The following is a 23,269-nucleotide window of genomic DNA, read 5'->3' as shown; positions in this document are numbered from 1 at the left end:
ATTATCTATTATTCTAACCTGATCTTAAAACTTTTGAGACTAACCCACAGAAACACTGTGGTAATTCCTATAAGAATTAAAGTCTCCTTCCATATATACATAAACCCAACACCTTTGATCATCACGGATTTTACGATAATGTAATACCACTTTGAAGGAACAACATTTGATATTATCTGTAAAGGAAGAGGCATGTTTTCTATTGGGAACATATATCCACTAAATAGAACAGTAGGAAGAAACATCCCAACCAGAGAAATCATCATCGCAACCTGTTGAGACTTGGCTTTGATTGAAATAAGTATACCAAGACTCAGACAGCAAATAATAAAAAGTGTGCTTTCTCCTATTAATAATAAAAGGCTTCCTTTGACTGGAAGCTCCAGCAAAAACGCACTTAATGAAAGGATAGCTCCGAGGTTCACCAAAGACAGCGCTATATATGGAATAGCTTTAGATAAAATTACCAGAAAAGGTTGAAAAGGTGAAACTAGCAAAACCTCCATGGTCCCCATTTCCTTTTCTTTCACAATAGAAATAGCTGTCATCATCACACAAACCAACATTAAAACCAGAGCCATTACGCCAGGTACAAAATTTGGAGCCCCCAGTAATTGGGGATTATACAGCATCCTTACCTCTGGTATAATCTGATACGGAACAGCCATCAATTCTGTACGATCTGATTGGTAATCTCTGACGATTGCTGACACGTAGTTAGTAACCAAAGTTGCTGTATTAGGATCAGAAGCATCAGCAATGATCTGTACCTGAGCTTTGTTCATATGCTCCAGATCTTCATTAAAATGATCTGGAAACACCACTGCAGCTTTGATCTTCCCGTCTCTGAAACTCTCGATTATTTCCTTTTGAGATAAGACATTTCTTTTAAGCTTAAAATACTGACTGGCTCCTAACCTTGTGATAATAGACTGAGAAGCTACATCACGGGCATAGTCCACCACTATTATTGGGGAATCTTTCACTTCATTGGTCAAAGCAAAACCAAATAAAAGTATCTGAACAACCGGCATTCCAAATAGTATCAATAAAGTCTTCTTATCACGCAGTACATGATAAAATTCTTTTCTTACAAATACCAAAAATTGTTTCATCTCTCAATCTGATCTTTTAGCACTTCTTGCAAGCTGATAAAATACTTCATCCATAGATGTCGATTTGAAATTTCGTTTCAGATTAGAAGGTGTGTCCAGGACTTCAATTTTCCCATCAACCATAATGGAGATACGATCACAATACTCAGCCTCGTCCATATAATGGGTAGTAACGAAAATAGTTATGCCTCTTGCAGAAGCCTCATAGATTAAATCCCAGAACTGCCTTCTGGTAATGGGGTCTACCCCACCTGTGGGTTCATCAAGAAAAACGATCTTTGGGTCATGTAAAACAGCCACGGAAAATGATAATTTCTGTTTCCAGCCTAATGGTAAGGAAGCCACCAGCTTCTTCGCTTCACTTTGCAAATCAAGTTTTTCTATAAGACTTCTCCCCTTCTCCTTTATCTCCTTCCTTGTTAGTCCATATATTCCGCCGAAGAATTCTATATTCTCAAGAATGGTAAGGTCTTCATATAATGAAAACTTCTGACTCATGTAGCCAATTTTTTTCTTTATATCTTCCGTCTGTTTATAAACATCATAGCCAGCAACCAAAGCATGACCTGAAGAAGGAACAGATAAACCACACAACATACGCATTGCAGTTGTTTTACCTGCACCGTTTGCTCCTAGGAATCCAAATATTTCTCCTTTATATACGTCAAAAGTAATTTCATTTGCAGCTATAAAATCTCCGAATCGCTTTGTAAGATCTTTACAGACTATTACTTTTTCCGTTGCATCTGATTTATTATTCTGCATGATTGTGCTTGTTCAATAGCTTGATAAAAACATCCTCAATTGTTGGTTCAATGACTTCTATTTCAATTTGACTCAAACCAATCATCTCAAGATATCTTTTTAACTCAGCTTTGTCAATTGTCTGATCGAAGGTAGCATGAGCAAATTCTCCGAAAGCATAACTATTTCTTCTCTTTGGAAACAATTCCAGAGCTTTCAACAGCTGATACATTTTATTGGCTTTTATCGCATATAACTTTTCTGAAAAAGAATTTATAATAGCAGCAGGAGTATCAATAGATAAAATCTTTCCGCTTTGTATCAAGGCAATCCGGTCACAGCGATTGGCTTCATCCATATATGGAGTGGATACCAATATTGTAATGCCTTGTTCTTTCAGGCGTTTTAACATATCCCAAAACTCTTTGCGAGAAACAGGATCAACGCCAGTAGTAGGTTCATCAAGAAACAGCGTAGTAGGCTTATGAATAAGAGCGCAGCACAATGCCAGCTTCTGCTTCATTCCACCAGACAACTTACCTGCTCTCCTTTTCTTAAATTTCTCAATCTGTATATAGATATCTTTTATTAAAGAATAATTTTCTCCAACAGTGGTATTAAATACAGTAGCAAAGAAATTTAGATTTTCTTCAATGGTCAGATCCTGATATAAAGAGAACTTACCGGGCATATATCCAACAGTATTCCTTATTTTTTTGAAGTCTTTGACTATGTCAAATCCATCAACAGAGGCTTCACCTTTATCAGGTAACAATAGAGTGGTGAGCATTCTGAAAATACTCGTTTTCCCAGCTCCATCAGGACCTATCAAACCGAATAACTCACCTTTTTCAACTTCAAATGAAACATCATCAACTGCCTGTATTTTGCCTTTATCGTAGGTCTTCGTAAGATTCTTTACTATTATGGCTTGCATAACTTTCCTACAACTTTACTTCACCATACATTCCGATTTTAAGGAATCCATCATTTTTCACTCTGATCTTTATCGCATAAACCAGGTTAGCGCGCTCATCTTTTGTCTGAATAGTCTTTGGTGTAAATTCTGCTTTGCTGTTTACCCACTCTATCACTCCTGAATATTCCTTATATGAACCTTTATCCGCATCTACAAGGACTTTCACCTTCTGATTAAGTTTTACTAATGGTAATTGGTTTCCGGTAATATAGGCTCTGAGAATAATTGTAGAAAGATCCGCAATTTTATATAAAGGTTTTCCAATAGATGCTAATTCATTCGGTTCAACATACTTACTCAAGACAGTCCCTTTAATCGGATTCAGAATGATACTTTTTTCCAATTGGTCTCTTACCTGTTCTATCTGCATAGCAATAGGATCTGCCTGTAGTGTGATTCCTTTAGTTGTAATATTAAGGGATGAATATAAAGCATCCAGCTGCCCTTTCAAAACAGCAACTTCAGCATTAACATCATCCAATTGCTTTTGGGGAATGGCATCGTCTTTTGCGAGATCTGTATATCTTTCTTTATCTTTCTCAGCAGCCTTTATTTGAGCCTCCAGAGCAGCTTTCTGTCTGCTTATATCTGGTTTTTGACTGATTGTGGACTTTACCTGAGCCTCCAGTTGTTTCATTTTAAGATATAGTTGAATTGTATCTATATATCCGATATACTGCCCATTGTTCAACTCCTGCCCTTCCTCTAACTGAAATTCTTTTATTACTCCATTTCCTTCGGAAGAAACAATTGTTTCAATTGCTTCAAAAGTACCTGTAGCATCAAATGCAGGTTGCTTGGAACAGGATAATATAGTTGTGATTACTAAACATCCTGCAAAAAATCTGATTGCTGTTTTCATATTGCTCGTCTTAAAATCCTGTATTACTATTATTATAAGAAAAATGAAATGCATATCATTTTGCCTTCATAATCGCTTTAACCCATAAGGGGATCAATTTCTTCCTTTCATTAATAAGTGCTCCAAAAGCCTTATTATCCGCTTGTCCGGAGGTAACAAGTATTGGTTTTGCTATGAATGGAAAAACAACCATTCCGAGAATATTAATTACAAAATGAAGTGGGTTTATATCTGGTCTCTTTTCCTTTATTTGCTTTATCATTACAGAATCTGAGAATATTTTTGCTATCTGCATTTTGCTAACAAACCTTTCAGGATTGCTTCTGATTTCATTAAGAATAAACAATGGCAAATTCTCATTTGCTGATAACATATCTATATACTCGGAAGCAATTGCTTTCAATTTTTCGTCAAGACTTGTTGAAGGATCATTAGCCAATGGGAGAATTATACCAAAAAGTTGCTGTAACTTTTCCATCATTATAATCTCAAAAAGCTTTTCTTTACTTCTGAAATAATAATTAAGCAAAGCAAGATTTAATCCGGCTTCCTCTGCAATGTCTCTGGTCCTGGTTGCTGCATAACCTTTCTGAGTAAATACCTTTCTAGCTGCCTCCTTTAACTTTTCCTCTGCCGAAACATCTTCAACAATTTCTTTCTTTTTTGCCATATTGTTTTCTCCATCCAAAGTAAAATCATGGCGCTCAATTAAACAAATATTTTAATCAACTGATTAAAATATTTGTTTAACCGGTATCATAACACAAGATAACCTTCTGAATTTCAAAACGTTTATTCAAAAAATGTTAAAAAAACAAAAGAATTAACTTAAAACATAACAAACTCATTATAAGTAATTTAATTAAAAATCAATTACCTTTGTTCTCATTTTTAATACTTAACCTTTTAAAACTTATTATGAAAAAACTTTTTACAACATTATTTTTCATCTTTTTTTGTATATCCTTCGGGATATCTCAAAGTTTGTTCAAAAGCTTTAATCCATCTGGCGATTCTTATCCTTATTTCTTCTTTGAATTTAAAGATGAACTGTATTTTATAGCAAATGATGGTACAGATGCTGAGATATGGAAAACAGATGGTACAGCCACAGGAACCAAGCTTCTGAAAGATATCAATCCATCAGGCCCCTCTAACCCCGACGATGTCAGATTCATACAGTTCAATTCCGAATTTTACTTCTCTGCATATGATTCCTATGGACAGGAACTCTGGAAATCCGATGGAACAACAGAAGGAACAGTACGGGTTTCAGATATAAATCAATCCGGAAGTTCCTATCCTAACAATTTAACTGCATTTAATTCGGAATTATATTTCTCCGCTTTTGATGGAACCGGTACATACTTATTCAAAACCAATGGAACAGCAATAACTAAAGTGAGTGATGTACAGGTCGGGCACTATGAGATGGCTGTGTACAACTCCATGTTATATTTCGGAGGAATTGACCCACAAAATAATATTGGACTATATAAGACTAATGGGAATATAGGAGAAGAATCATTGGTAAAACAAACCACAACTGGGGAAAGCTCTTCTTCACCATATGACCTGAAAGTTCTCAACAACAAATTATACTTCTCCGCAGAACACATGAATGCTGGTATAGAACTTTGGGTATCGGATGGGACAAATGCAGGAACAAATGCCATTACCTCTGGAAATAAAGCACCCAGTCAACTCACCTTACTCAATGGAACAATTTTCTTTTCTGCTATTAATGGAGAAGAAGGAAGAGAACTCTGGAAAACAGATGGAACTCTTTCGGGCACCGAACTTGTAAAAGATGTCAATCCTACAAGCTCTTCTGGAGTTACCGAACTTACAATATTTAACTCAGAACTTTACTTTATTGCAGACGATGGATCTCATGGCTTTGAACTATGGAAGTCAAATGGAACTGAAGTCGGAACGATCATGGTAAAAGACATTAATCCTTCAGGCGATGGAGATCCGTTTTATCTGACTGTCTATAATGGTCAACTATATTTCGGTGCTAATGATGGAACATTGGGAGCCGAACTCTGGAAGTCTGACGGGTCAGAAGATGGAACTGTTCTGGTAATGGATATTAATCAAGGCGCTAACGAATCAGATCCAGGAGACTTCCACGTATTTAAAAATGCTCTTTATTTCTCTGCAGATAATGGAACTGATGGCTTTGAGCTGTGGAAATTTTCAAATGTTACCGGAATCAAGGATAAAGCTATTTCAGATGCTATCAACATTTATCCAAATCCTGCATATCAATATTGTGATATAGATCTGAAATATGTAAAAAATATAACCAGCATAAGTGTAATGAACAGTTTAAATCAATTGGTTAAACAAGTCAAAGTATCCGCTTCTCAAAACAGAATAGAAACAGAAGATCTTCCTGTTGGATTATATCATATCATTTTAACAGATTCGGATAATAACATATACTCAAAAAAATTGATCAAAAATTAATTTATATATTAACATAGAACTAAAGGAGACAGAGATGTCTCCTTTTTTTATTATAACATAATTATTATTTCAAAAGAACAATAATATTTCCCCTGTGAATACTTTTAGAACCTTAATAATTATTTAACATACTTTTCCTCATTTACTCCTTCTGATACATTTATTTAGGTGGAGTTTTATCAAACATTGAAAAGACCTACAATAGTCTTTCTCAAAATCAATTTTTCCGCTTACCATAAAATGAAAGAAAACAACCTGCTTGCCTCTGTGGCATTGTTCAGTGAATTATATAACAACGAAAAATATAACAACATCAGCGATATCATAGCTGAATTTGTTAAAGGTGCTGTAATCACCGAGGATAAATGGACAGTGAGTTCTACTGAGCTTGTAAACCTCCTGGAAAAAGTCTATGATTTCAGATTACCTGAATCTGTAATAAGAACTACTGTTAATAACCGCTTAAAAGATTTAACAATCAGAAAAGATGGCTATTATCATTTTAATAAAAAAATAGAAAGTAATGTCGGTTATCATAACAATGGATATCGACTCATTTCTGATATTCAAAACCATATTATACAAGAACTTATAGGCTTTATAGAAAAACAGGAAGGCAAAGCTCTTTCGCTGTCCGAGCAGGAAGACATATTTCAATGCTTCAATCAATACTTGCTTGACAATATATTTACTGTAAAATATTCTACCTACATCAGTGCTTTTGTTATAAAAAATCAGGATAATGAAAAATTCAGGAACAACCTCAATCTTATAAGAGAAGGCCTTATTCTCTATCAGGGCATACGGTTTACAGGAGATCTCAATGAGCTAGGAAAATGGAAAGCCAATCTTACTATTTTCCTGAGTACTGAATACTTATTCAGTATTGTGGGATACAATGGTTTATTATTCATGGAAATTCTGGATGACTTACTTAAACTGATTTCAGAAATAAATCATACGAATAAAGTACCAACCATTCAACTTAAATATCTTGAAGAAACACAGGAAGAAATAGATCATTTTTTCCAAACTGCTGAGCTGATAAAGAAAGGACAAATTGCTTTAGACCCTAAGCCTGCAATGATGGAGATACTAAAGAACTGCAATACTGTCAGTGATGTAAGAAATAAGAAAATCAAACTTGAGCAGGATCTTAAACATAAAGGTATTACTCTTGAAATATTTAATGCAGATATTAGCAAATACTCAAAATATTCTGTTGAAGATACATTAACGATATCCGAACTCAAGGAGATTGCTGAACAAAAGACAGGGATTTTTGATGAAGATGCATGTCTTCGCTTTCTGAAAATATTCACTAAAATAAATTACTATCGAAAAGGTGAAAACTTCAAAGGATTTGAAAAGACCAGTCATGTCTTTTTAACAGGGAATAAGCTTACTCTGGCACTGGCACAATATACAAAAGATAAATTTGGTGAAGGAGGTGTTCCGTTCGCAAAAGACATTGATTATGTCATCAACAAATTCTGGTTTAAACTCAAAAAAGGATTTAATGAAAGCCATTCTGTACCTAAATCTTTTGATGTCATTACCAAAGCCCAATTGATATTATCAGCCCAGCTCAACACTTCTATTTCAGAAGCATATCTGAAGCTGCAAGATCAATATAAAGCAGGTTTTCTAAGTAAGGAAGAGGCTCTTGAAAGAAGTTATGAGCTTCGTGAAAAACCCAATAAGCCTGAAGATATCACAGCAGAAAATATCGATAGCTCTTTGGACTTCCTGAATAATGAAGATTATTTTGAATATTTAGTGCGGGAAAATGAAAAGAGGGAAGCCACATTCCGCGCAATGAAAACTGAGAAAGAAAAACTTCTCAAAGAAATACAACGCAGAGACGAGCTTGAGAGGCTCAACAGAGAAAATGAAAATAAGCAAAGGCTCGAATTTGAAAAATCAAATTATATCAATAAACGGTGGGACGATGAACAATATAAACTGAGAAACAATCTTAAATACTTTCTTAAAGTTTCTACTCTTACATTCCTGCCTATTTTTACCGCAATTTTCCTAAAGGTAAACCAGCCTATCAATCTCTGGATTGATAGGCTCGGAAATCATCAATGGTGGATTTGGGGAATTCTGATATTTTCCTTTTTAACAGAGATTCTGGGAAGATCATACCTATTCGAAAAAGATAAAGTAAAGAACGGGTGGGATTGGTTTTGCGCTGTCTTCAGCAAGCGACAGTATAATAAAATAAGGGAAGAAAAAATATTAAAATTCGAACAAGACTTTGCTTCTCAGTTTAAAAAAAGCCCTGAGTTGGAATCTCATATAACAAGATCTTTCAACTAATCGTCCAATGAATTCTTTAACACATAAGAATTTAACCAGTAACCTATTAACAAAAAGCTCTATGTAAAAATTTATCTGAAGGTGTATCATAAACATTAAAACCAGGTAATTCCTATCTTTTTACATCCATCCTACCACAAAAGATCAGAAAGAGCTTTATCATATTTCCGTTTCCTTTTTCTCTTGATAATGTAAACATTAAAGGAAGTGCCAGGTTTTCTTTTGTTATGAGTTTCTTCAAAAAAATCAGATCCTGGATTTCCTCATACTGGCAAATATTACTGGGACTTCTCTGCTTTTTCTTTGCTGTGCTTTTTTTTGCCAAATCCGGAAATGAGATCAAAGAAATTTCTTCTGCATTAGAAAAAGCTAATACATTCTGGATCATTACAGGATTACTAATAAGTATTGTATATGTGCTTTTACAAGGCTTACTATACTTTTTCAGTTTTAGGACAATTCAATCTTATCCCGCTTATTTCAGCATGGTTTTACTTTATCTAAAGAGGTTTTTAATCAGTGTCATATTACCTGCAGGCGGAGTTACTTCTTTAGCATTCTCTACAAAAGAAACAGATGCTCAGAACATTTCGAGTACTGTATTGATATTCGGTTCATCCATATATATGTTCGCAAGTTGCACATCGATCTTTGTTTTTTCAATTCCTGCAATACTGATAACATCTCTGGCAGAAAAAGATAATCCTATAAACCCACTTATAGTAATTCCGGTAGTCATCATACTTGCACTATTGGTAATTACTTTTTTCTCTTATAAAAGACAAGGAAGAGCATATACTTTTGTAAACAAACATTATCCCACCCTATCAAGAAAATTAGATGAGATCAATCTTCAGAAATTCTCTACAAAGTTTTTGATTTATACATTTATAACATCTGTGTTTCTTGACTTCACAGGCATTTCCTTTGCTTTCTCAGCAATGAAGGCCCTATCAGGAAAAGGAAGTCTGACAATGGCCTTTCTTTCATATGTGGTAGTTTTTTTTATCTCTATGGTTTCTCCATTTATGAACGGCCTAGGAGCAATTGAAGCTGCACTTACATATTTATTCAGACAATATGGTCTTTCTCCGGCTCAGGCTTTATTAACGGCACTTATATACAGATTATTCAGTTTCTGGACACCGTTACTTTATTCAATCTTTTCCTATATTTTATACAAGGACAGCCTGTTCCTTAAAGTATTTCCAGCCGTGGTTTGTTTTTTACTGGGAATGCTGAACATTCTGACTTTACTGATCCCCGTCGATTTCATACATTTTAACGCAATCAGAAATTTAATTTCCAATGAATTATTTTACACATCTACCTATGTTCAATTTGTCACTGGTGCTATATTAATTATCAATTCTATCTATCTGTGGAAAGGATACAGAACGGCATGGTATATAGCCCTTTTTGGTTCATTTATATCAACTATCGCACACCTGACCAAAGGTGGTTATTATGAATTCTCTATAGCTTCATTTTTAATAATCGCGATATTATTATATACTGAAAGAAACTACACATTACAAACGAATCTATCCGCTATTAAAAGGGATTTCAAATTTCCATTAGTTTTATTTGTATTCATAATTTTATATGGAACATTAGGCTTCTACCTAATGGATACTATCAATTTCGGAAGCAAATTCACCATCAAAGAAGCTTTCAGTCTTTCCTTAAAAAATATTTTACTTATAGGGGATTCACGTGTAAGAAAATCAGGATCATTCGGCAATTTCTTTATTCTCTCTTTAAGATCAGCAAGCATTGTTTGCTTTCTTTATGTTATTATATTGTCTTTACTTCCATTAATAGGAAGACGACAGCACAAATAAAATATCCTATTAAGAATGACAAAAAGAGCGAGTTAAATATCACTTCATTAGATACCTGATTTACGTTCTTTAATTGATGGGGAGTTCGTCAGCTTATTCCATAAGGTGGCTTGGATAAATAACTTTCTCTTGCAAATTTTAGAGTTAAAAATAGATAGGAAAAATAGTTTCTTTTATAAGCCATACTTTTGTCCATTTTTCGGACAAAAGTATGGCTGAAATATTATTGATTACGACCGTAAGGATTAGGTACAATCGTCTCGGCTCTTGAAACAGCAGATGTGCAAAAGAATCCTACAGCCGCTTTATCTTTAGATGTCGTATTTACGATATTGGTTGGAACATTGGCTGGCGGTGGAGAAAATAAAGCTCCTATTGGCCCACCGTTTCCTTGAGTTGACTGAGTTACTACAGCTTGTAAAAATGTTGCTGCCTCCTCTGTTATAGAAAACAATTCTACACCAAATTGCTGGCCGTCCAGCCATTGATCATCTTCCTCTCCTCCGTTATCGTTAACAGGGAACACTCTTAATGGATAAATGAACATTGATCCATCCGCTTCAGCAGTTGCGAAAATCTTTCCGTCATAGGAAATCCCAATCCTTTCCGGATCCGTTATTCTCACTCCATTCTTATAATTTCTGATCCATACCTGGTCCCCTACCCCTACCTGATCTGTAGCCTGGAATTCAGCAGTGTATTTACCTGGTATGATATCTTCATTAAGATCCTCAAGAGGTTCAAACAAAATAGAATCTATAGGAGGAACTCTTTTCATTAATGAATAAGCTGTATAAGCCTGCCCCTGATAATCTATAAACAATCTGTAAGGATGACCTATAATCAGCATTGAATCTCCCTTTACCGGTGAAACATATTGACCGGGAGCAGACTCTGCAAAAACATATTCCTGTTGTGTTGTCTCGTCCACTACCTTAACTGCTGCACCGCTTATTCTTATAGGACCGGAGTTATCAAAGTAATATTGAGTGCTAGAAAGATATACAGTTTGCTTCTCGGGAAGGTTAGTAATAAAAGCATCCACTACTAAAGCAGGTTTACCAGCTTTAAGCGTATTGCTGATATCTACTTTATCCTCACATGCTACTAGCACTATAAGTAATATGAATAATAAAACTTTATTTTTCATTCTTTTAAAATTTAAAGTTATATGTAATTGCAGGAACAAAAGATCCGAAAATTGAGAATCTTAACGCTTCACTTATTTGTTGATTTTCGGGATTTTGTCTCGGCGTTATTGCAAAGGCATTTCTGCGGGAATACAGGTTATAAACTGTAAATACCAGATCCCAGCTGTATCTCCCGAATATTTTAGATTTGCGGACTTTTTCTTTGCTTTTTAAAGTTGCAGCTACATCCAGACGATGATAAGCAGGCAATCTGTAATTGTTCCTTGGTCCTCCCGGATTATATGGTACGAATATACCCTGGAATTCAAACTTATCCGTAGCAAAAGTAAATGGAGTACCAGAAGCATAAACAAATGTACTGCTCAAACTCACACGTTTGGAAAGTTCATATATCCCAACAACGCTTAGATTGTGCCTTCTGTCATATCTGTTCGGATACCAATCTCCCTGATTGATACCAGGCACCTTTCTTTCAGACTTAGAAAGAGTATAGCTAATCCATCCATTAAATCTTCCTTCTTTCTTCTTCACAAATAATTCCAGACCATATGCTCTGGCAGTTCCTGGAATAACCTCTCCTTCAAGATTCGGATTAAAGAACAGATTTGCTCCATCTATATAATCCAATTGATTTAACATGTCCTTATAAAAGACTTCTGCAGATGTTTCTATATTTTGTTTAGGGCCGATATTTCTGAAATAGCCCAGTGAATATTGATCACACAACTGAGGCTTTATGTTATTGGTGCTTGGCAGGTAAACGTCCAGAGGAATAGATGCAGTAGTATTCGATATCAAGTGGATATACTGAACCATTCTGTTATAGCTGGCTTTAAGAGATGAATTTTCACTTAGTGAATAATTAGCTGCTATTCTTGGCTCAGGCCGAGTATAAGCTTTAATTGTTTTTCTTCTTCCAAATTCTTCAATACCTACCGGATTTCTAACATAGTTGCCTGCTGTTGAATCATAATAATAAGCTGTTCCTGACCCGAGATAGTTAAAGAAGGAGTATCTCAAGCCATATTGAAGTGTAAGCCTGGCCGTCAATTTCTGTTCATTCGAAATGTATAAAGCGTTTTCCATCGCATATTTATCGGGAAGGCCTATGTCTCTTCTCTCCCCTCCGGAATAAAATACTCCAGTACTTGGAACGAATTTGTAATATGTTGCCTGAGCTCCGAAGCTGATAGTATTATTGCTGTTTAAATACCATGTAAATTCTGGTTTTGCACAATAGTTTATAATTTTAGCAGTCCATTTGAAGGAATCTTCGGTCATATCTTCACCAAACTCTAGACGGTAACTATAACTACTATAATCTCCGATCATATTAAGTAACAGTTTGTCACTGAATACGTGGTTCCAACGCAAGGTAGTGGTGGCATTTCCCCATCCAAAGTAAGCACCTGGAAATGCAAACACATCTCTTCCATAATATCCGGAAAGATAAAGTCGATTTCTTTGGTTAATATTATAGTTTGCCTTTAAAGTCAAATCATAAAAATAAAGCTGGGCATCTTTAAATGCTTTGGCAAGGAATGGTCTTGCAAGTACGTCAGCATAGGATCTTCTGCCAGCTACTATAAATGATAATTTATTTTTTTTAATAGGGCCTCCAACTGTGAGGCGGCTGAAGATGGTGCTTATGCCTCCCTGAACTCCTATTTTGTCAGGATTCCCTTCTTTCATTTTCACATCCAGAACAGATGATAAACGACCACCATATTGTGCTGGTATTGCAGCCTTTGAAAGTTTTATATCTTTTACCATGTCAGGATTGAAAACAGAGAAGAATCCAAACATATGTGAGGAATTGTATATCGGAGCGTCATCAAGCAAGATTAGATTTTGATCTACTGCTCCTCCTCTCACATTAAATCCGGATGCACCTTCACCTACAGTGGAGACTCCAGGCAATAGCTGAATGCTTCTTATCACATCTACCTCACCAAGAAGAGGCGGGATAGCATTTATTTGTTTCATGTCCAGCTTCTGAGTTCCCATCTCAAGGTTCTTCACTTGAGCATCCGGTCTTTCCCCAGTAACAATAACCTCTTTCAACATCTGTTCTTTCATGCTGAATGACATTTTAGTATTCCCTTTCACAACAACTGATTGTGAAATGCTACCATATCCGACAAAATTGATTTCCACCGTATATTTTCCCGGAGGGACTTTCATTGAAAAATCTCCATTGATATCAGTAGCAGTACCGGCATTGATTTCTTTGACTGTAACTACAGCACCAATCATTGCCTCACCATTGGCAGAGTCCTTGACAGAGCCACTAAGCGTATAAGTTTCTTGTCCATAGCTTAAATTCAGAGAAGCAAAAAACAAAACTATTACACTAAAAATAAATCTTGTTACCATAAATAATTAAACTTACAACATAGCTAAAAGAAAACACCAAACAGCTTTTTCAAATGAAATAGAAGTATGAATTTACGAATACGCTACAAGACTTTATAAACGATCCTGCAGTTATAATGAACACTTGTTTAAACACCCTCTAAGCGGGCAATACCGAAGCCCATACTGAAAAAGCTATACTTTTATAATGCAATAATAAACACATTTAAAATTAATTGCCTTATAAAGTGGGATTAATTTCTTATTCAAATATTAAGAAATTTTAAAGAACTATTATTTCAGAAGAATTTCGTTCAGTAATAAAATTAAAATATCTTAATATGTATCTTTTGATACATAAAAATTGAATTTGGATCCTACTAAAAAAATGTTGGATATATCCCATAAAGGATATATCAATTGGCTATCCTGTATTGAAGGCCGAGTTCATAAGAACCATTAGTAAGAAGGCGGTTACTCAAGAATAGACTATTAAAAGAGAAATTTAAAATTATCGGATTATTGGATTGATTAAGATAAAGAGATGCTAAAAATGAGGTACCTCTCTGGTACTGGTACATTCCACCAATAGCAATCGTTTCTTTATAACAAAGTAATAACGCCGCATTCCCTAAGTCTCTGTATGGCTGAGGCCTATAGAATAAATGAGCTCTTAAAGTTAGATACTCACTCAGATCCTTTTCCGATTGAAAATAAAACTGATAAAATCGTTTAAATAATAAAGGGCTATTAATTGCAGTAATACTGTTGTTCAAAAGCTGGTAAGAGGCTGCTCCGATTTCTGTCTTCCTATATTTTAGAATTAAACCCGCATTGGCGTCGGGCGCACTACCCTTCCCCATTCCTGAAGGAGCTGTAAAGCTGATTGAAGCTACACCAAAGGCAAGTCCTGCAGACAGAAAGAGGTCTTCTCTGAGAGGTATCTTAACTGCATAGTTTCCATAAAATTTGGGAGATGATATATATGGCCCTTCTTTTTCATTCTGAAACAATACTCTCGCAATCTGTCCCACATTACCTTTCGGATTTAGCAGAACATCTCCATATGCAGTAATAGTAGCTACTTCATTAAAAAGTCCTGATCTTGATTTATACAAACTATTTAATGTCCCCTTTGTTTCATCGGCGCTCCAGGCCGGATTAATAAGTGCTAAATGATCTAGTGCAGTTGAAGAGTAATAATCAGGTAAATAAAAGTTCTGGGTCTGTTGGGAGTAGCAGACAATAGTTATGCTAAAAATAAAAAGAAAAGATGAAAGTAATTTCCTCAACGAGACTAAAGTGAAATTCAGACAAATATAATAGAAAATCCTATCCTGCAATCCTAATTTATAATTCCAAAGTACAATTTGAAATAGTCTTTAACGGTAAAAAAAACGTAAAGATTAATCTTGGAGAGAATAAAAAATTAAAAAAAATTTCTTGAAAATTCCATTACTATTGAGAATCCGGTGTGTCTTCAGTTTAGATTTTGACAAATATGGCGATTGTTGAAAAGGATATTCCTGACTTAATTAAACAAGGGAAGGATAAAGAGGTGATCTCTTTATTTTATAAATTGGTGTATCCCAGGGTAAAAAAGACAATCTTAAACCGAGGAGGTAAGAAGGAAGATGTTGAGGATGTATTTCAGGATGCTGTCATGTACTTATATAAACACATCCTGGAAGGTAAATACAATGATAAATATACAGTTTACGGATTTCTCTTTACACTTTGTATTAACAGATGGATCAATAGCCTGAGAAAGAGTAACAAATCGATTAGTGTAGATTTTCAATCAGAAGAAAACATCTACAACATAGAAGCTGATTTTCAAGAGATATATCCTGCAGCAATGGAAGAGAATCTCCTTTCCCAATTGTTCTCCCAAATCGGTAGTAAGTGCATTGAAATTTTAAACTACACCATTTATCAGAATCTAATGATGGAAGATATACAGATCAGGATGGGATTGGAATCTGAGGGGGCAGCTAAAATGGCTCTAAAAAGATGTAGAGAAAAATTATATAAAGAAATTGAAAATAACCCTCTAATAATTCAAAAATTAAAAGGTCATGTATAGCAGCAATGATGAATATATATATGAGGTAATTGAGCTATACCTTTCAGGATTACTCCCTGAAAATGAAAGAATATTGTTTGAGGAACAACTTATATCCGATAGTGCTCTACAGCATAAAATGGAAGTATGCAAAACTGCAAAGGATCTTATTCTTCAGAATAAGCTTAAAGGTTTGAAATCGATAATGGCTGAAGAGCAAACTAAGGCTGACCAAAGTGGCCCCTTCAATAAAGGTTGGGCCTTCCTGATATTGTTAGCATTGATTGGTTCTGGTTCTTATTTGCTAATAAGAAATAATTCGACGTCGGAAATTGAAAAATCAGAACGTATTAGTAATAATATGGTCTCTACTGAAAGGACCCCAAATATACAGCAACCGGTCAGTGAAATAAAACATACAAATTCAGAACAACTTCCAAAAGTCATTAAAATATCAGATAAAAAAACTGATAATCAACCTACTACAATTAAGGAAGATACAACTGCAATCACTCATGTTATTGATTATGGTCAGTCATTAACGCCTAAGGAAAATCCTCTAAAAGCAGATAACACTACCAATTCAATAACAGAACCTAAAATTGATCTTGCTACGCTACCTGCTAATAAATGCGAAGGGGTTGTTATTTCAGCTCAACTAATCGTTCAGGAGCCTTGTAACGGCAGCAACAATGGAGTTATTGAAATTAAAGGTTTTAAAGGCGGTACATCCCCTTATAAAACAACTCTTAATGGCTCAGGATCAGAGGATGAAAATATTTTCAGGGATTTAAATCAAGGGACATACAGAGTAGACGTTACTGACTATAACGGTTGTAAACATCAATTTAATCCCCTAATTTTAAAAGGAAAAGTTTGCAAACTTGATTATGATTTTAATCCTGGCCGAGGCGAAGAATGGCTTGGCCCAATCGCTACACAGGCTTCAAAGCTGACTATCATTGACAAAACAGGTAATCAGGTATATTCAAAACAGATGACAAATGGGGAACAATGTACTTGGTCAGGATACTCAGAGTCAGGAAAACTTGAATCGGGATATTTTATTTATATCATTGAAAATAGAGACGGGAAGGTTATCAAGGGAAGTATTACAGTAACAGAATGAGTTTCATTAAATACATAGCGGCAATCTATATCTTTACTATATCTGCAGCAATGGCCCAGACACCAATTGCAGACAATGCTTTCAGAAAGTGTATAGCTGATAGTATTCCCACTGCTCTTGACGCTAATCAGAATTTAATATTGACAAAAGCTGCGGCAGTTAAAAAACTGGAATGCCCTAATTACGGTATTGCTACAATCGATGAGTTAAAATATTTCACAGGTCTTACAGAACTTAATATCACTAAGAACCCTATCATAACTCTGCCAGATATAGCTGCTATGACAGGGCTGACTAAATTGAATATTGGAGAAACCAAACTGACTACTATACCGGATTTATCGCCATTCATTAACCTCCAATATCTTTCCATTCATCGTTTAGATGTCACCCAATTCCCTGACCTTACCAATAATAAAAATCTGATTCAGTTATTGGTTCACACTAACAAGTTTGATAATATTCCTGCTTTAAATTTACCAAAGCTTGAATATTTAGGAATTTCTTTGGTTGGAATTACTGCTCTTCCTGACCTAACTAATCTTCCTAAATTAAGGAAACTGGAGTGCTTCAGAAATAAAATAAAACAATTACCGGATCTATCCGGAATGGATAGTCTAAAAGTTCTTGACGCAAGCTCTAACTTTATTGAAGAGTTCCCGACTTTACCATTAGGTATCCAAACTGTCTATCTGGATAGTAACCTTATTTCAGAGCTACCTTCATTAACTTCATATCAATCGCTTACTAAGGTAAGATTGTTTAAAAACTACCTGAACTTTCAGGACTTACTGCCATTAACAGCTTTTCTCAATTATCCTTCATTGTTTGAATTATCTCCTCAGAAAGTCTTCAATGTCGGTACAATGCAGACTATAGTAGAGCTTGAAAAATTTTCGTTAGATTCAAAAATAGATTCGAACACTTCAGGAGTATCAAGAAAGTGGATCTTTAATAATAATGTAACTGGGCAAACATCCAGAATTTTTAGTATAGACAAAGCAAGACCTTCTGACAAGGGCAATTATTATTGCGAGGTAACTCATCCTTCTTTCCCAAATCTTAAACTTAGAACAGATGCTTTTAATGTTGATGTTCTTCCCTGTGTCAATATAAGCGGAGTAATCTATGACATAACGGGAAACACCTGTGTAAAGCAAGGATCAGTGAATATTAGTTTGATCAATCAGCCAGGTATCAATTACAAATTTGATATAGAAGGATTGCAGACACATACTAAGTATTCTTCAGCATCTGGTCAATTCGCAAAGCTCGAAGATCTGGAATATAAACTTACTATATCCGCACCAAACGGCTGTAGTTATACAATTCCCAATACCATTGAAATTCCCAGAGAGGATTGTAAGCAGCTCGTTATTACTCCTAACGGTGATGGTGTAGATGACAACTATTATTTTTCTCAAACTGGGAATGCTAAAGTTGTTGATAAATTTGGCAATACGATCTGCCAATTAACTCTTCCAAAACTATGGGATGGTTATGTAAATGACCATAGAGTACCTGCAGGCTACTATCTTATCAATATCAATAGTGGAGAAGAAGTTTTGAAAATGTCTGTGATATATTAATTCCCTCGATCTTATCATATTTGGAAATTATATAGAAACACATTCTATTATCACTTTTTTATCAGCCCCATCCCAAACACTCTTCAGCAAGTATTTCCCTCTTTCGAAAAGTATTAGCTTTACAAAGATAAAAGCTCAATGTTGGAGAAATAATGAATATACCCAACCATTAAATTAAAGACTAGTATTAATCTATTTTGTAATATAACACTGCTTGACATAAATATTAATGGGTTTCTTAATTACTCTAAAAAAAGAATTGATCTTTTATTTTTTTAAGCATACAGATATGCAGTTAATATCGATGAAATCATAAACTCAACTAAGCGAAAATAAGCTGATATAAAATCTCAACATTTATATTGACAAAATAAAAATCATCATTCTGCATATTTTATAATATAAAAAAGATCTATTAATAGTCTTATCGATAAGTAACATTGCTTTAAATCAACTCCAGTATACTTATTTGATATTTTCTCCCAAGTTCACTCCTTCCTATAATAAACAAGTACAATTCATCTTCATTATAAATTTTAATAAGACATGCAATAAATTTTTAAAGGAATAAGACAACCATTTAAATACTAAAAAGCTCAATCAATAACACACTACATATCAATTATTGAACCTCAGATAACTCATTTTTTTTCAATATTTACATCGAGCATTTTTTAATATTCTTTCAATAAAAAAAATCTTTAACCACAAAATAAAAAAATGAAAAAGCTAACCTATTGTCTAATCATGGCTCTTGGCGTTATTTTTCTTTCATGTAAATCACAAAAGGAAGAGGTAAAACGCAACAATGATGTTTCAGATGAAATCATATCGAAACTCCAAGCTGCGGGTTTTGTAACCAACGAAGGCCTGCGAAAGTTCGAAGACGGATACCTTGTAGAATACGATATCTATTTAACCTAGAGTCATGAAGGAGCTTCTCGCCTGCTTCCATAGTAAAAACATCAATAACAAGCCTGCTCTCTTTCTAAACAGAGCTCAAACCATAGTTTAAGCAATACTGTAACCTTAATACTGCTTTGCCTCACATTACGAGACATGCAGTACATGCGAAACGCTTTTATAAATTGATTCTGATGATTCCATAGCCCTTGAAAAATGGAGAAATATTACCTTCCTACTGTTATACTATATGTAGAGGTATTTCTGATAAGTTTATATTCTTTTCCATTCAAGTTTCCTTCTGTCTTATCTGTATGATATGCTTCAATTACATATACACCAGGCCAAAGGGCATCAAAGCTGAATATTCCGTCATTCGTTTCAACCGCTTTTACCCAACCAGCTGGAGAAGCTATAGACACTGAAGATTTATCAAGATTTTTTCCCTTGTACATAACCTTTAATGAAACATTCTTTTTTTCAACCGGACTTGCAGTTATAAGTTGCACTGGCATATCTGTCGATGAAATCACATTATTAATACCCTCCACTGAAGCTCCGACTTTTATCTGAGAAGCAGCATAATATTGTATCTTGGCTGTTCCGTAAACATCAGCTACTTCATGGGATGCTGAGACCGTATAATAGCCTTCCTGTGAAGGTGTAAACAAAGCTTCGAGGTGATTGCCAGCAGGTTTTGTTACAAGATTTTCCCTTGTACCATCCGGTTTGGTAAGGCTTATTGCAACATCTCTGGTATTGCTAAACCACTTACTTACAGAATCCCTTTCATTTTCACCATAACCACCAAGATAAATTTTTACTGAATGTAACTTTCCAGCTTTGCCGGTATTGTTAGTTTCTATCCATATGTTATGAGCGTTTCCAACACTTAGTAGAAATAAAGAAAATAATAAAGTAAGTATAGACTTCATGTTCATGTACTGTATTTTTATAGTTAAAATAGTTTATGCATTAATTATTAGTTATCCGTATTAGACTCCAATACTGGAAGTGCTATCTTCATATTTGGTTTGGAAGGCTTTCCAGCACCTGCAGGTTTCTTCTTTGCAATTATACCTTCTTCTTTATCGGATTTTTTTCTAAGCTTATTGATCCATATGATTGTCCCTGTCACTGGAAGACTCGTTGCAATAAGACAGGCAATGAAATAAATAATTTTGGTAAAAGAACCGAATACTTCTCCTACATGAAGAGGATATATTAATGCTACAATCTTCTCTCCAATTCGTTTATCAGAGAATGGCTCTTTCTTCAATACATTTCCTGTATATAGATCAAAGAACACTCGATCTGTGCCGGCTGAAGATATAAAGCCTTTATGCACTTTATAAGCCGTTACAGGACTTACAGAATCCTTTGGTAAACTAATGCGAAGATCTCCCTTATAAGGATATATTTCATTTGCCTTTCCAATAAAAAAATCAAGAGATTTCGACTTTGTCTCCCTGTATTCAGACTGAATCGCAGCAGCTTTTCTGTCATCAAATGGCTTTGCACCAAAAACATTTCCTACCCCGTTACGAAACCATTCGAAAGAAAAGCACAAGCCAGTCAAAGCCATCAGAGTAATCAGCAGAAATGTATAAAAGCCAAGTGTATTATGAAGATCATAGTTAATCCTTTTCCAACGAGCATCTGTTTTTATTTTAAATCCAGTTTTCCAGGCACTCCATTTTTTCCAGCTTTTAAGTTTGACTGGAAGCCATAGAACTAACCCCGTTATTTCCATCAGTATAAAAATTAGTGTAGCAATACCTGTGATAGGACGGCCAATATCATGATCAAGGAGAAGCCATCTATGCAATCCCATAATAGTCATAAAAAATTTGGAAGAAGCTGTTCTTGTATCACCTAATACTTCTCCTGTGTATGGATTCACAAAATATGTTTTAATCCTTTCACGATCTCCTCGCCCCTTCCCTCTCCCTTTTTTGGGCTTTGAATCCTCATCAGCTACCCGACCTCTCTGGTTAGATTTTTCCTCTGCCCTGCCTCTTGACTCTCGCTTTTCTCCAATGCGTTCCTTCATCTTTGCTTCTCGCTCTTCCTTGCTTCTGCGTAAAAGGATATCCTTAGGTGTGACTGTAAATAACCAGGCACTTTCTTTTCCTTCAGGTATCTGAATACTTGTAACCTTACTATCTTTTTTCTCCTGCTCCAATGAAGCCACCAACTGTGTCACCTTCATCGGGTGAGTACTTTCAGAAACTGCAACAATGAATTTTTCTTTATCCATCCATTCGGTGATATCTTTTGCGAAGACGTAGATTGTACCCGTCAGACAAATGATGAAAAGAATAATACCACTTCCTATGCCCAGCCACAAGTGAATATCATTCATAAATTTTCTGAATGTGTATTTCTTCATGCTCCTATTTGTTCGACGATATGATTAAATCAAAATCCGGCAACTGACAAGGGCTTCCCCTTTTAGCTGCCAGATCAGGTTTTAAAAACTATTTAATAGAATTAATACTCAAGACTTCCAACAGCTGTGACACTTCCTGACTCCACCTGCATACCTCTTGTTGCTGTACCGTTTACATTGATGTTATAGATATATGGACCATCAGCGCCAGTAGTGATACCCAGAGAAATTGTCTTTTTATCAGGCCAAACGTATGGATGCATCGCAACATGGGTTGGTGCATTTGGAATGCCGGTAACCCAGGTAAAGGTTTCTGCAAAAACATCTGCAATGGCATATTTAACACTTCCGCTGGTTTTTCCTGCTTCAGCAAACATGGTAAGCAAAAACTTTCCATCTCCGAAATATTTTTCGCTATACAAATGGTGACCACCTGATTTCTCCTGAACATTGAAAAAATAGCTCTTATCAAATTCAGTAGCATCTTTTTTAATACGAACAATAGCAGAAGGTTTAGTTGAAGGAACTACTCCAGCCCCCTCTACAACTGCTCTTGAGAATGCATAAACATCTCCGTTTTCAACTTCTTTTAGACAATTTTGTGCAAAATAATATCCGAAATAACTTGTTCTGTTATCTCTGATAACTCTCTCAAGATTCAGATCAGGATAGGAAAATACTGCCACCCAGCTGCTGTCCGTGTAGTTTGTATGAAATGCACTTCCTGTAATACCCTTGATACACATATAAGGTGCATATACTTTGTTACCTACCTGAAATGCTCCGGTAAAATGCGCACGCTCTCCGTTTCCTGCAAGGTCTACAATATTGATTGTCTTGGAAGCTAAAATCTGTGGGTTGTTTGCATCTACCCTGAACATAGTAGCGTTAGCATCTCCCTGACGCGGAACTTTAATTAAAAGAATTTCATCGTTTACTGTTCCGAATACATGAACAGATTCTGTTTGCAACTCATGAGTCTTTTGCAGTTCACCAGCAGTATTGAGCATGTATGCTGTAACTGCCCCTGGATTTCCCTGTCCATACAACAAGCTAAAGACTTTATTTTTATGAAAAACATAATAACGGTAGCCATCCTGTTCTATTCCATTTCCTTTAGTACTGATGCTTCCAGACGTAAGATCACCAGATGTAAGAAGATAGTTGGAAGATTCTCCAAGAGTACCTTCAGGACTTGCAGCGATAACAAATTTTGTCTGACCTGTAAGACCGCCAACTTCACCAGGAGATGGATCTTTTTTCTTCTCACATGATGATGCTACAAATAATCCCAGCCCCAAAGCCATGCAGACCCATTGATTTTTATTTTTCATTGTATTA

Annotated in this window: 18 protein-coding genes; 7 read left to right on the top strand and 11 right to left on the bottom strand. The window is 35.3% G+C overall.

Translation table 11 applies throughout. The annotated features are described in order from the left end of the window. Positions 1-8: 8 nt before the first annotated feature. From J7604_RS21710 to J7604_RS21690, 5 genes are read right to left on the bottom strand one after another with little or no spacing between them, the layout of a single operon-like run. Positions 9-1,115, bottom strand: a complete 1,107-nt coding sequence (locus J7604_RS21710; RefSeq protein ID WP_293900776.1) for an ABC transporter permease — start codon at positions 1,113-1,115, stop codon at positions 9-11. A 3-nt stretch (positions 1,116-1,118) separates the two neighbouring features. Then, positions 1,119-1,880 carry an ABC transporter ATP-binding protein gene (locus tag J7604_RS21705; protein WP_293900773.1) on the bottom strand — a complete coding sequence of 254 codons (762 nt, stop codon included), beginning with the start codon at positions 1,878-1,880 and terminating at the stop codon, positions 1,119-1,121. Next, positions 1,870-2,796: an ABC transporter ATP-binding protein gene (locus J7604_RS21700; protein ID WP_293900770.1), complete on the bottom strand. Its 927-nt coding sequence runs from the start codon at positions 2,794-2,796 to the stop codon at positions 1,870-1,872. Before J7604_RS21700 ends, J7604_RS21705 begins: the two co-directional genes overlap by 11 nt. A gap of 7 nt (positions 2,797-2,803) precedes the next feature. Further along, the gene (locus J7604_RS21695) at positions 2,804-3,700 is read right to left on the bottom strand and encodes an efflux RND transporter periplasmic adaptor subunit (RefSeq protein WP_293900766.1); all 897 of its coding nucleotides are present in this window, start codon (positions 3,698-3,700) and stop codon (positions 2,804-2,806) included. Positions 3,701-3,755: 55 nt separating this feature from the next. Next, positions 3,756-4,370 carry a TetR/AcrR family transcriptional regulator gene (locus tag J7604_RS21690; protein ID WP_293900763.1) on the bottom strand — a complete coding sequence of 205 codons (615 nt, stop codon included), beginning with the start codon at positions 4,368-4,370 and terminating at the stop codon, positions 3,756-3,758. 248 nt (positions 4,371-4,618) lie between these two features. Between J7604_RS21690 and J7604_RS21685 the strand changes: the two genes are divergently transcribed. From J7604_RS21685 to J7604_RS21675, 3 genes are all read left to right on the top strand, one after another. Continuing rightward, positions 4,619-6,175, top strand: a complete 1,557-nt coding sequence (locus J7604_RS21685) for an ELWxxDGT repeat protein (protein WP_293900760.1) — start codon at positions 4,619-4,621, stop codon at positions 6,173-6,175. 240 nt (positions 6,176-6,415) lie between these two features. After that, positions 6,416-8,500, top strand: a complete 2,085-nt coding sequence (locus J7604_RS21680; protein WP_293900757.1) for a hypothetical protein — start codon at positions 6,416-6,418, stop codon at positions 8,498-8,500. Between the two features lie 227 nt (positions 8,501-8,727). Beyond that, positions 8,728-10,344, top strand: coding sequence for a lysylphosphatidylglycerol synthase domain-containing protein (locus J7604_RS21675; RefSeq protein WP_293900754.1), 1,617 nt, complete (start codon positions 8,728-8,730; stop codon positions 10,342-10,344). A 223-nt stretch (positions 10,345-10,567) separates the two neighbouring features. Here J7604_RS21675 and J7604_RS21670 read toward each other — a convergent pair whose 3' ends face one another. The 3 genes from J7604_RS21670 to J7604_RS21660 form a co-directional block, all read right to left on the bottom strand. Continuing rightward, positions 10,568-11,494 (bottom strand): DUF4249 family protein, encoded by a 927-nt coding sequence (locus J7604_RS21670; RefSeq protein WP_293900751.1) that lies wholly within the window; start codon positions 11,492-11,494, stop codon positions 10,568-10,570. 4 nt (positions 11,495-11,498) lie between these two features. Beyond that, positions 11,499-13,871, bottom strand: coding sequence for a TonB-dependent receptor (locus tag J7604_RS21665; protein WP_293900748.1), 2,373 nt, complete (start codon positions 13,869-13,871; stop codon positions 11,499-11,501). Between the two features lie 395 nt (positions 13,872-14,266). Then, on the bottom strand, positions 14,267-15,142 hold the full coding sequence (locus tag J7604_RS21660) for a type IX secretion system membrane protein PorP/SprF (protein WP_293900745.1): 876 nt from the start codon (positions 15,140-15,142) through the stop codon (positions 14,267-14,269). Between the two features lie 209 nt (positions 15,143-15,351). Here J7604_RS21660 and J7604_RS21655 point away from each other — a divergent pair, with 209 nt between their 5' ends. The 4 genes from J7604_RS21655 (at position 15,352) to J7604_RS21640 (ending at position 19,557) form a co-directional block, all read left to right on the top strand. Further along, entirely contained in the window at positions 15,352-15,936 is a 585-nt protein-coding gene (locus J7604_RS21655; RefSeq protein ID WP_293900742.1) for a sigma-70 family RNA polymerase sigma factor, read from the top strand. Continuing rightward, positions 15,929-17,044, top strand: coding sequence for a hypothetical protein (locus J7604_RS21650; protein WP_293900739.1), 1,116 nt, complete (start codon positions 15,929-15,931; stop codon positions 17,042-17,044). Before J7604_RS21655 ends, J7604_RS21650 begins: the two co-directional genes overlap by 8 nt. Further along, positions 17,041-18,633 carry a leucine-rich repeat domain-containing protein gene (locus tag J7604_RS21645; protein WP_293900736.1) on the top strand — a complete coding sequence of 531 codons (1,593 nt, stop codon included), beginning with the start codon at positions 17,041-17,043 and terminating at the stop codon, positions 18,631-18,633. Before J7604_RS21650 ends, J7604_RS21645 begins: the two co-directional genes overlap by 4 nt. 720 nt (positions 18,634-19,353) lie before the next feature. Beyond that, positions 19,354-19,557 carry a hypothetical protein gene (locus J7604_RS21640; RefSeq protein ID WP_293900733.1) on the top strand — a complete coding sequence of 68 codons (204 nt, stop codon included), beginning with the start codon at positions 19,354-19,356 and terminating at the stop codon, positions 19,555-19,557. Between the two features lie 206 nt (positions 19,558-19,763). Here J7604_RS21640 and J7604_RS21635 read toward each other — a convergent pair whose 3' ends face one another. The 3 genes from J7604_RS21635 to J7604_RS21625 form a co-directional block, all read right to left on the bottom strand. Beyond that, entirely contained in the window at positions 19,764-20,471 is a 708-nt protein-coding gene (locus J7604_RS21635; RefSeq protein WP_293900730.1) for a DUF4198 domain-containing protein, read from the bottom strand. 47 nt (positions 20,472-20,518) lie between these two features. After that, positions 20,519-21,928: a PepSY domain-containing protein gene (locus J7604_RS21630; protein ID WP_293900727.1), complete on the bottom strand. Its 1,410-nt coding sequence runs from the start codon at positions 21,926-21,928 to the stop codon at positions 20,519-20,521. Positions 21,929-22,029: 101 nt separating this feature from the next. Continuing rightward, a complete protein-coding gene (locus J7604_RS21625; RefSeq protein ID WP_293900725.1) occupies positions 22,030-23,262 on the bottom strand; it encodes a DUF4374 domain-containing protein in 1,233 nt (410 codons plus the stop codon). Positions 23,263-23,269 lie beyond the last annotated feature (7 nt).

The sequence above is a fragment of the Sporocytophaga sp. genome, assembly GCF_017745095.1.
Lineage (GTDB): Bacteria > Bacteroidota > Bacteroidia > Cytophagales > Cytophagaceae > Sporocytophaga.
Note: the sequence above shows the minus strand (reverse complement) of the source record. Positions and strands in the feature narration are given on the sequence as shown.

Excerpts from the sequence above, each read along its gene's own strand:
- J7604_RS21710 (WP_293900776.1), bottom strand. The coding sequence starts at position 1,115 with ATGAAACAATTTTTGGTATTTGTAAGAAAAGAATTTTATCATGTACTG.
- J7604_RS21705 (WP_293900773.1), bottom strand. The coding sequence starts at position 1,880 with ATGCAGAATAATAAATCAGATGCAACGGAAAAAGTAATAGTCTGTAAA.
- J7604_RS21700 (WP_293900770.1), bottom strand. The coding sequence starts at position 2,796 with ATGCAAGCCATAATAGTAAAGAATCTTACGAAGACCTACGATAAAGGC.
- J7604_RS21695 (WP_293900766.1), bottom strand. The coding sequence starts at position 3,700 with ATGAAAACAGCAATCAGATTTTTTGCAGGATGTTTAGTAATCACAACT.
- J7604_RS21690 (WP_293900763.1), bottom strand. The coding sequence starts at position 4,370 with ATGGCAAAAAAGAAAGAAATTGTTGAAGATGTTTCGGCAGAGGAAAAG.
- J7604_RS21685 (WP_293900760.1), top strand. The coding sequence starts at position 4,619 with ATGAAAAAACTTTTTACAACATTATTTTTCATCTTTTTTTGTATATCC.
- J7604_RS21680 (WP_293900757.1), top strand. The coding sequence starts at position 6,416 with ATGAAAGAAAACAACCTGCTTGCCTCTGTGGCATTGTTCAGTGAATTA.
- J7604_RS21675 (WP_293900754.1), top strand. The coding sequence starts at position 8,728 with ATGAGTTTCTTCAAAAAAATCAGATCCTGGATTTCCTCATACTGGCAA.
- J7604_RS21670 (WP_293900751.1), bottom strand. The coding sequence starts at position 11,494 with ATGAAAAATAAAGTTTTATTATTCATATTACTTATAGTGCTAGTAGCA.
- J7604_RS21665 (WP_293900748.1), bottom strand. The coding sequence starts at position 13,871 with ATGGTAACAAGATTTATTTTTAGTGTAATAGTTTTGTTTTTTGCTTCT.
- J7604_RS21655 (WP_293900742.1), top strand. The coding sequence starts at position 15,352 with ATGGCGATTGTTGAAAAGGATATTCCTGACTTAATTAAACAAGGGAAG.
- J7604_RS21650 (WP_293900739.1), top strand. The coding sequence starts at position 15,929 with ATGTATAGCAGCAATGATGAATATATATATGAGGTAATTGAGCTATAC.
- J7604_RS21645 (WP_293900736.1), top strand. The coding sequence starts at position 17,041 with ATGAGTTTCATTAAATACATAGCGGCAATCTATATCTTTACTATATCT.
- J7604_RS21640 (WP_293900733.1), top strand. The coding sequence starts at position 19,354 with ATGAAAAAGCTAACCTATTGTCTAATCATGGCTCTTGGCGTTATTTTT.
- J7604_RS21635 (WP_293900730.1), bottom strand. The coding sequence starts at position 20,471 with ATGAAGTCTATACTTACTTTATTATTTTCTTTATTTCTACTAAGTGTT.
- J7604_RS21630 (WP_293900727.1), bottom strand. The coding sequence starts at position 21,928 with ATGAAGAAATACACATTCAGAAAATTTATGAATGATATTCACTTGTGG.
- J7604_RS21625 (WP_293900725.1), bottom strand. The coding sequence starts at position 23,262 with ATGAAAAATAAAAATCAATGGGTCTGCATGGCTTTGGGGCTGGGATTA.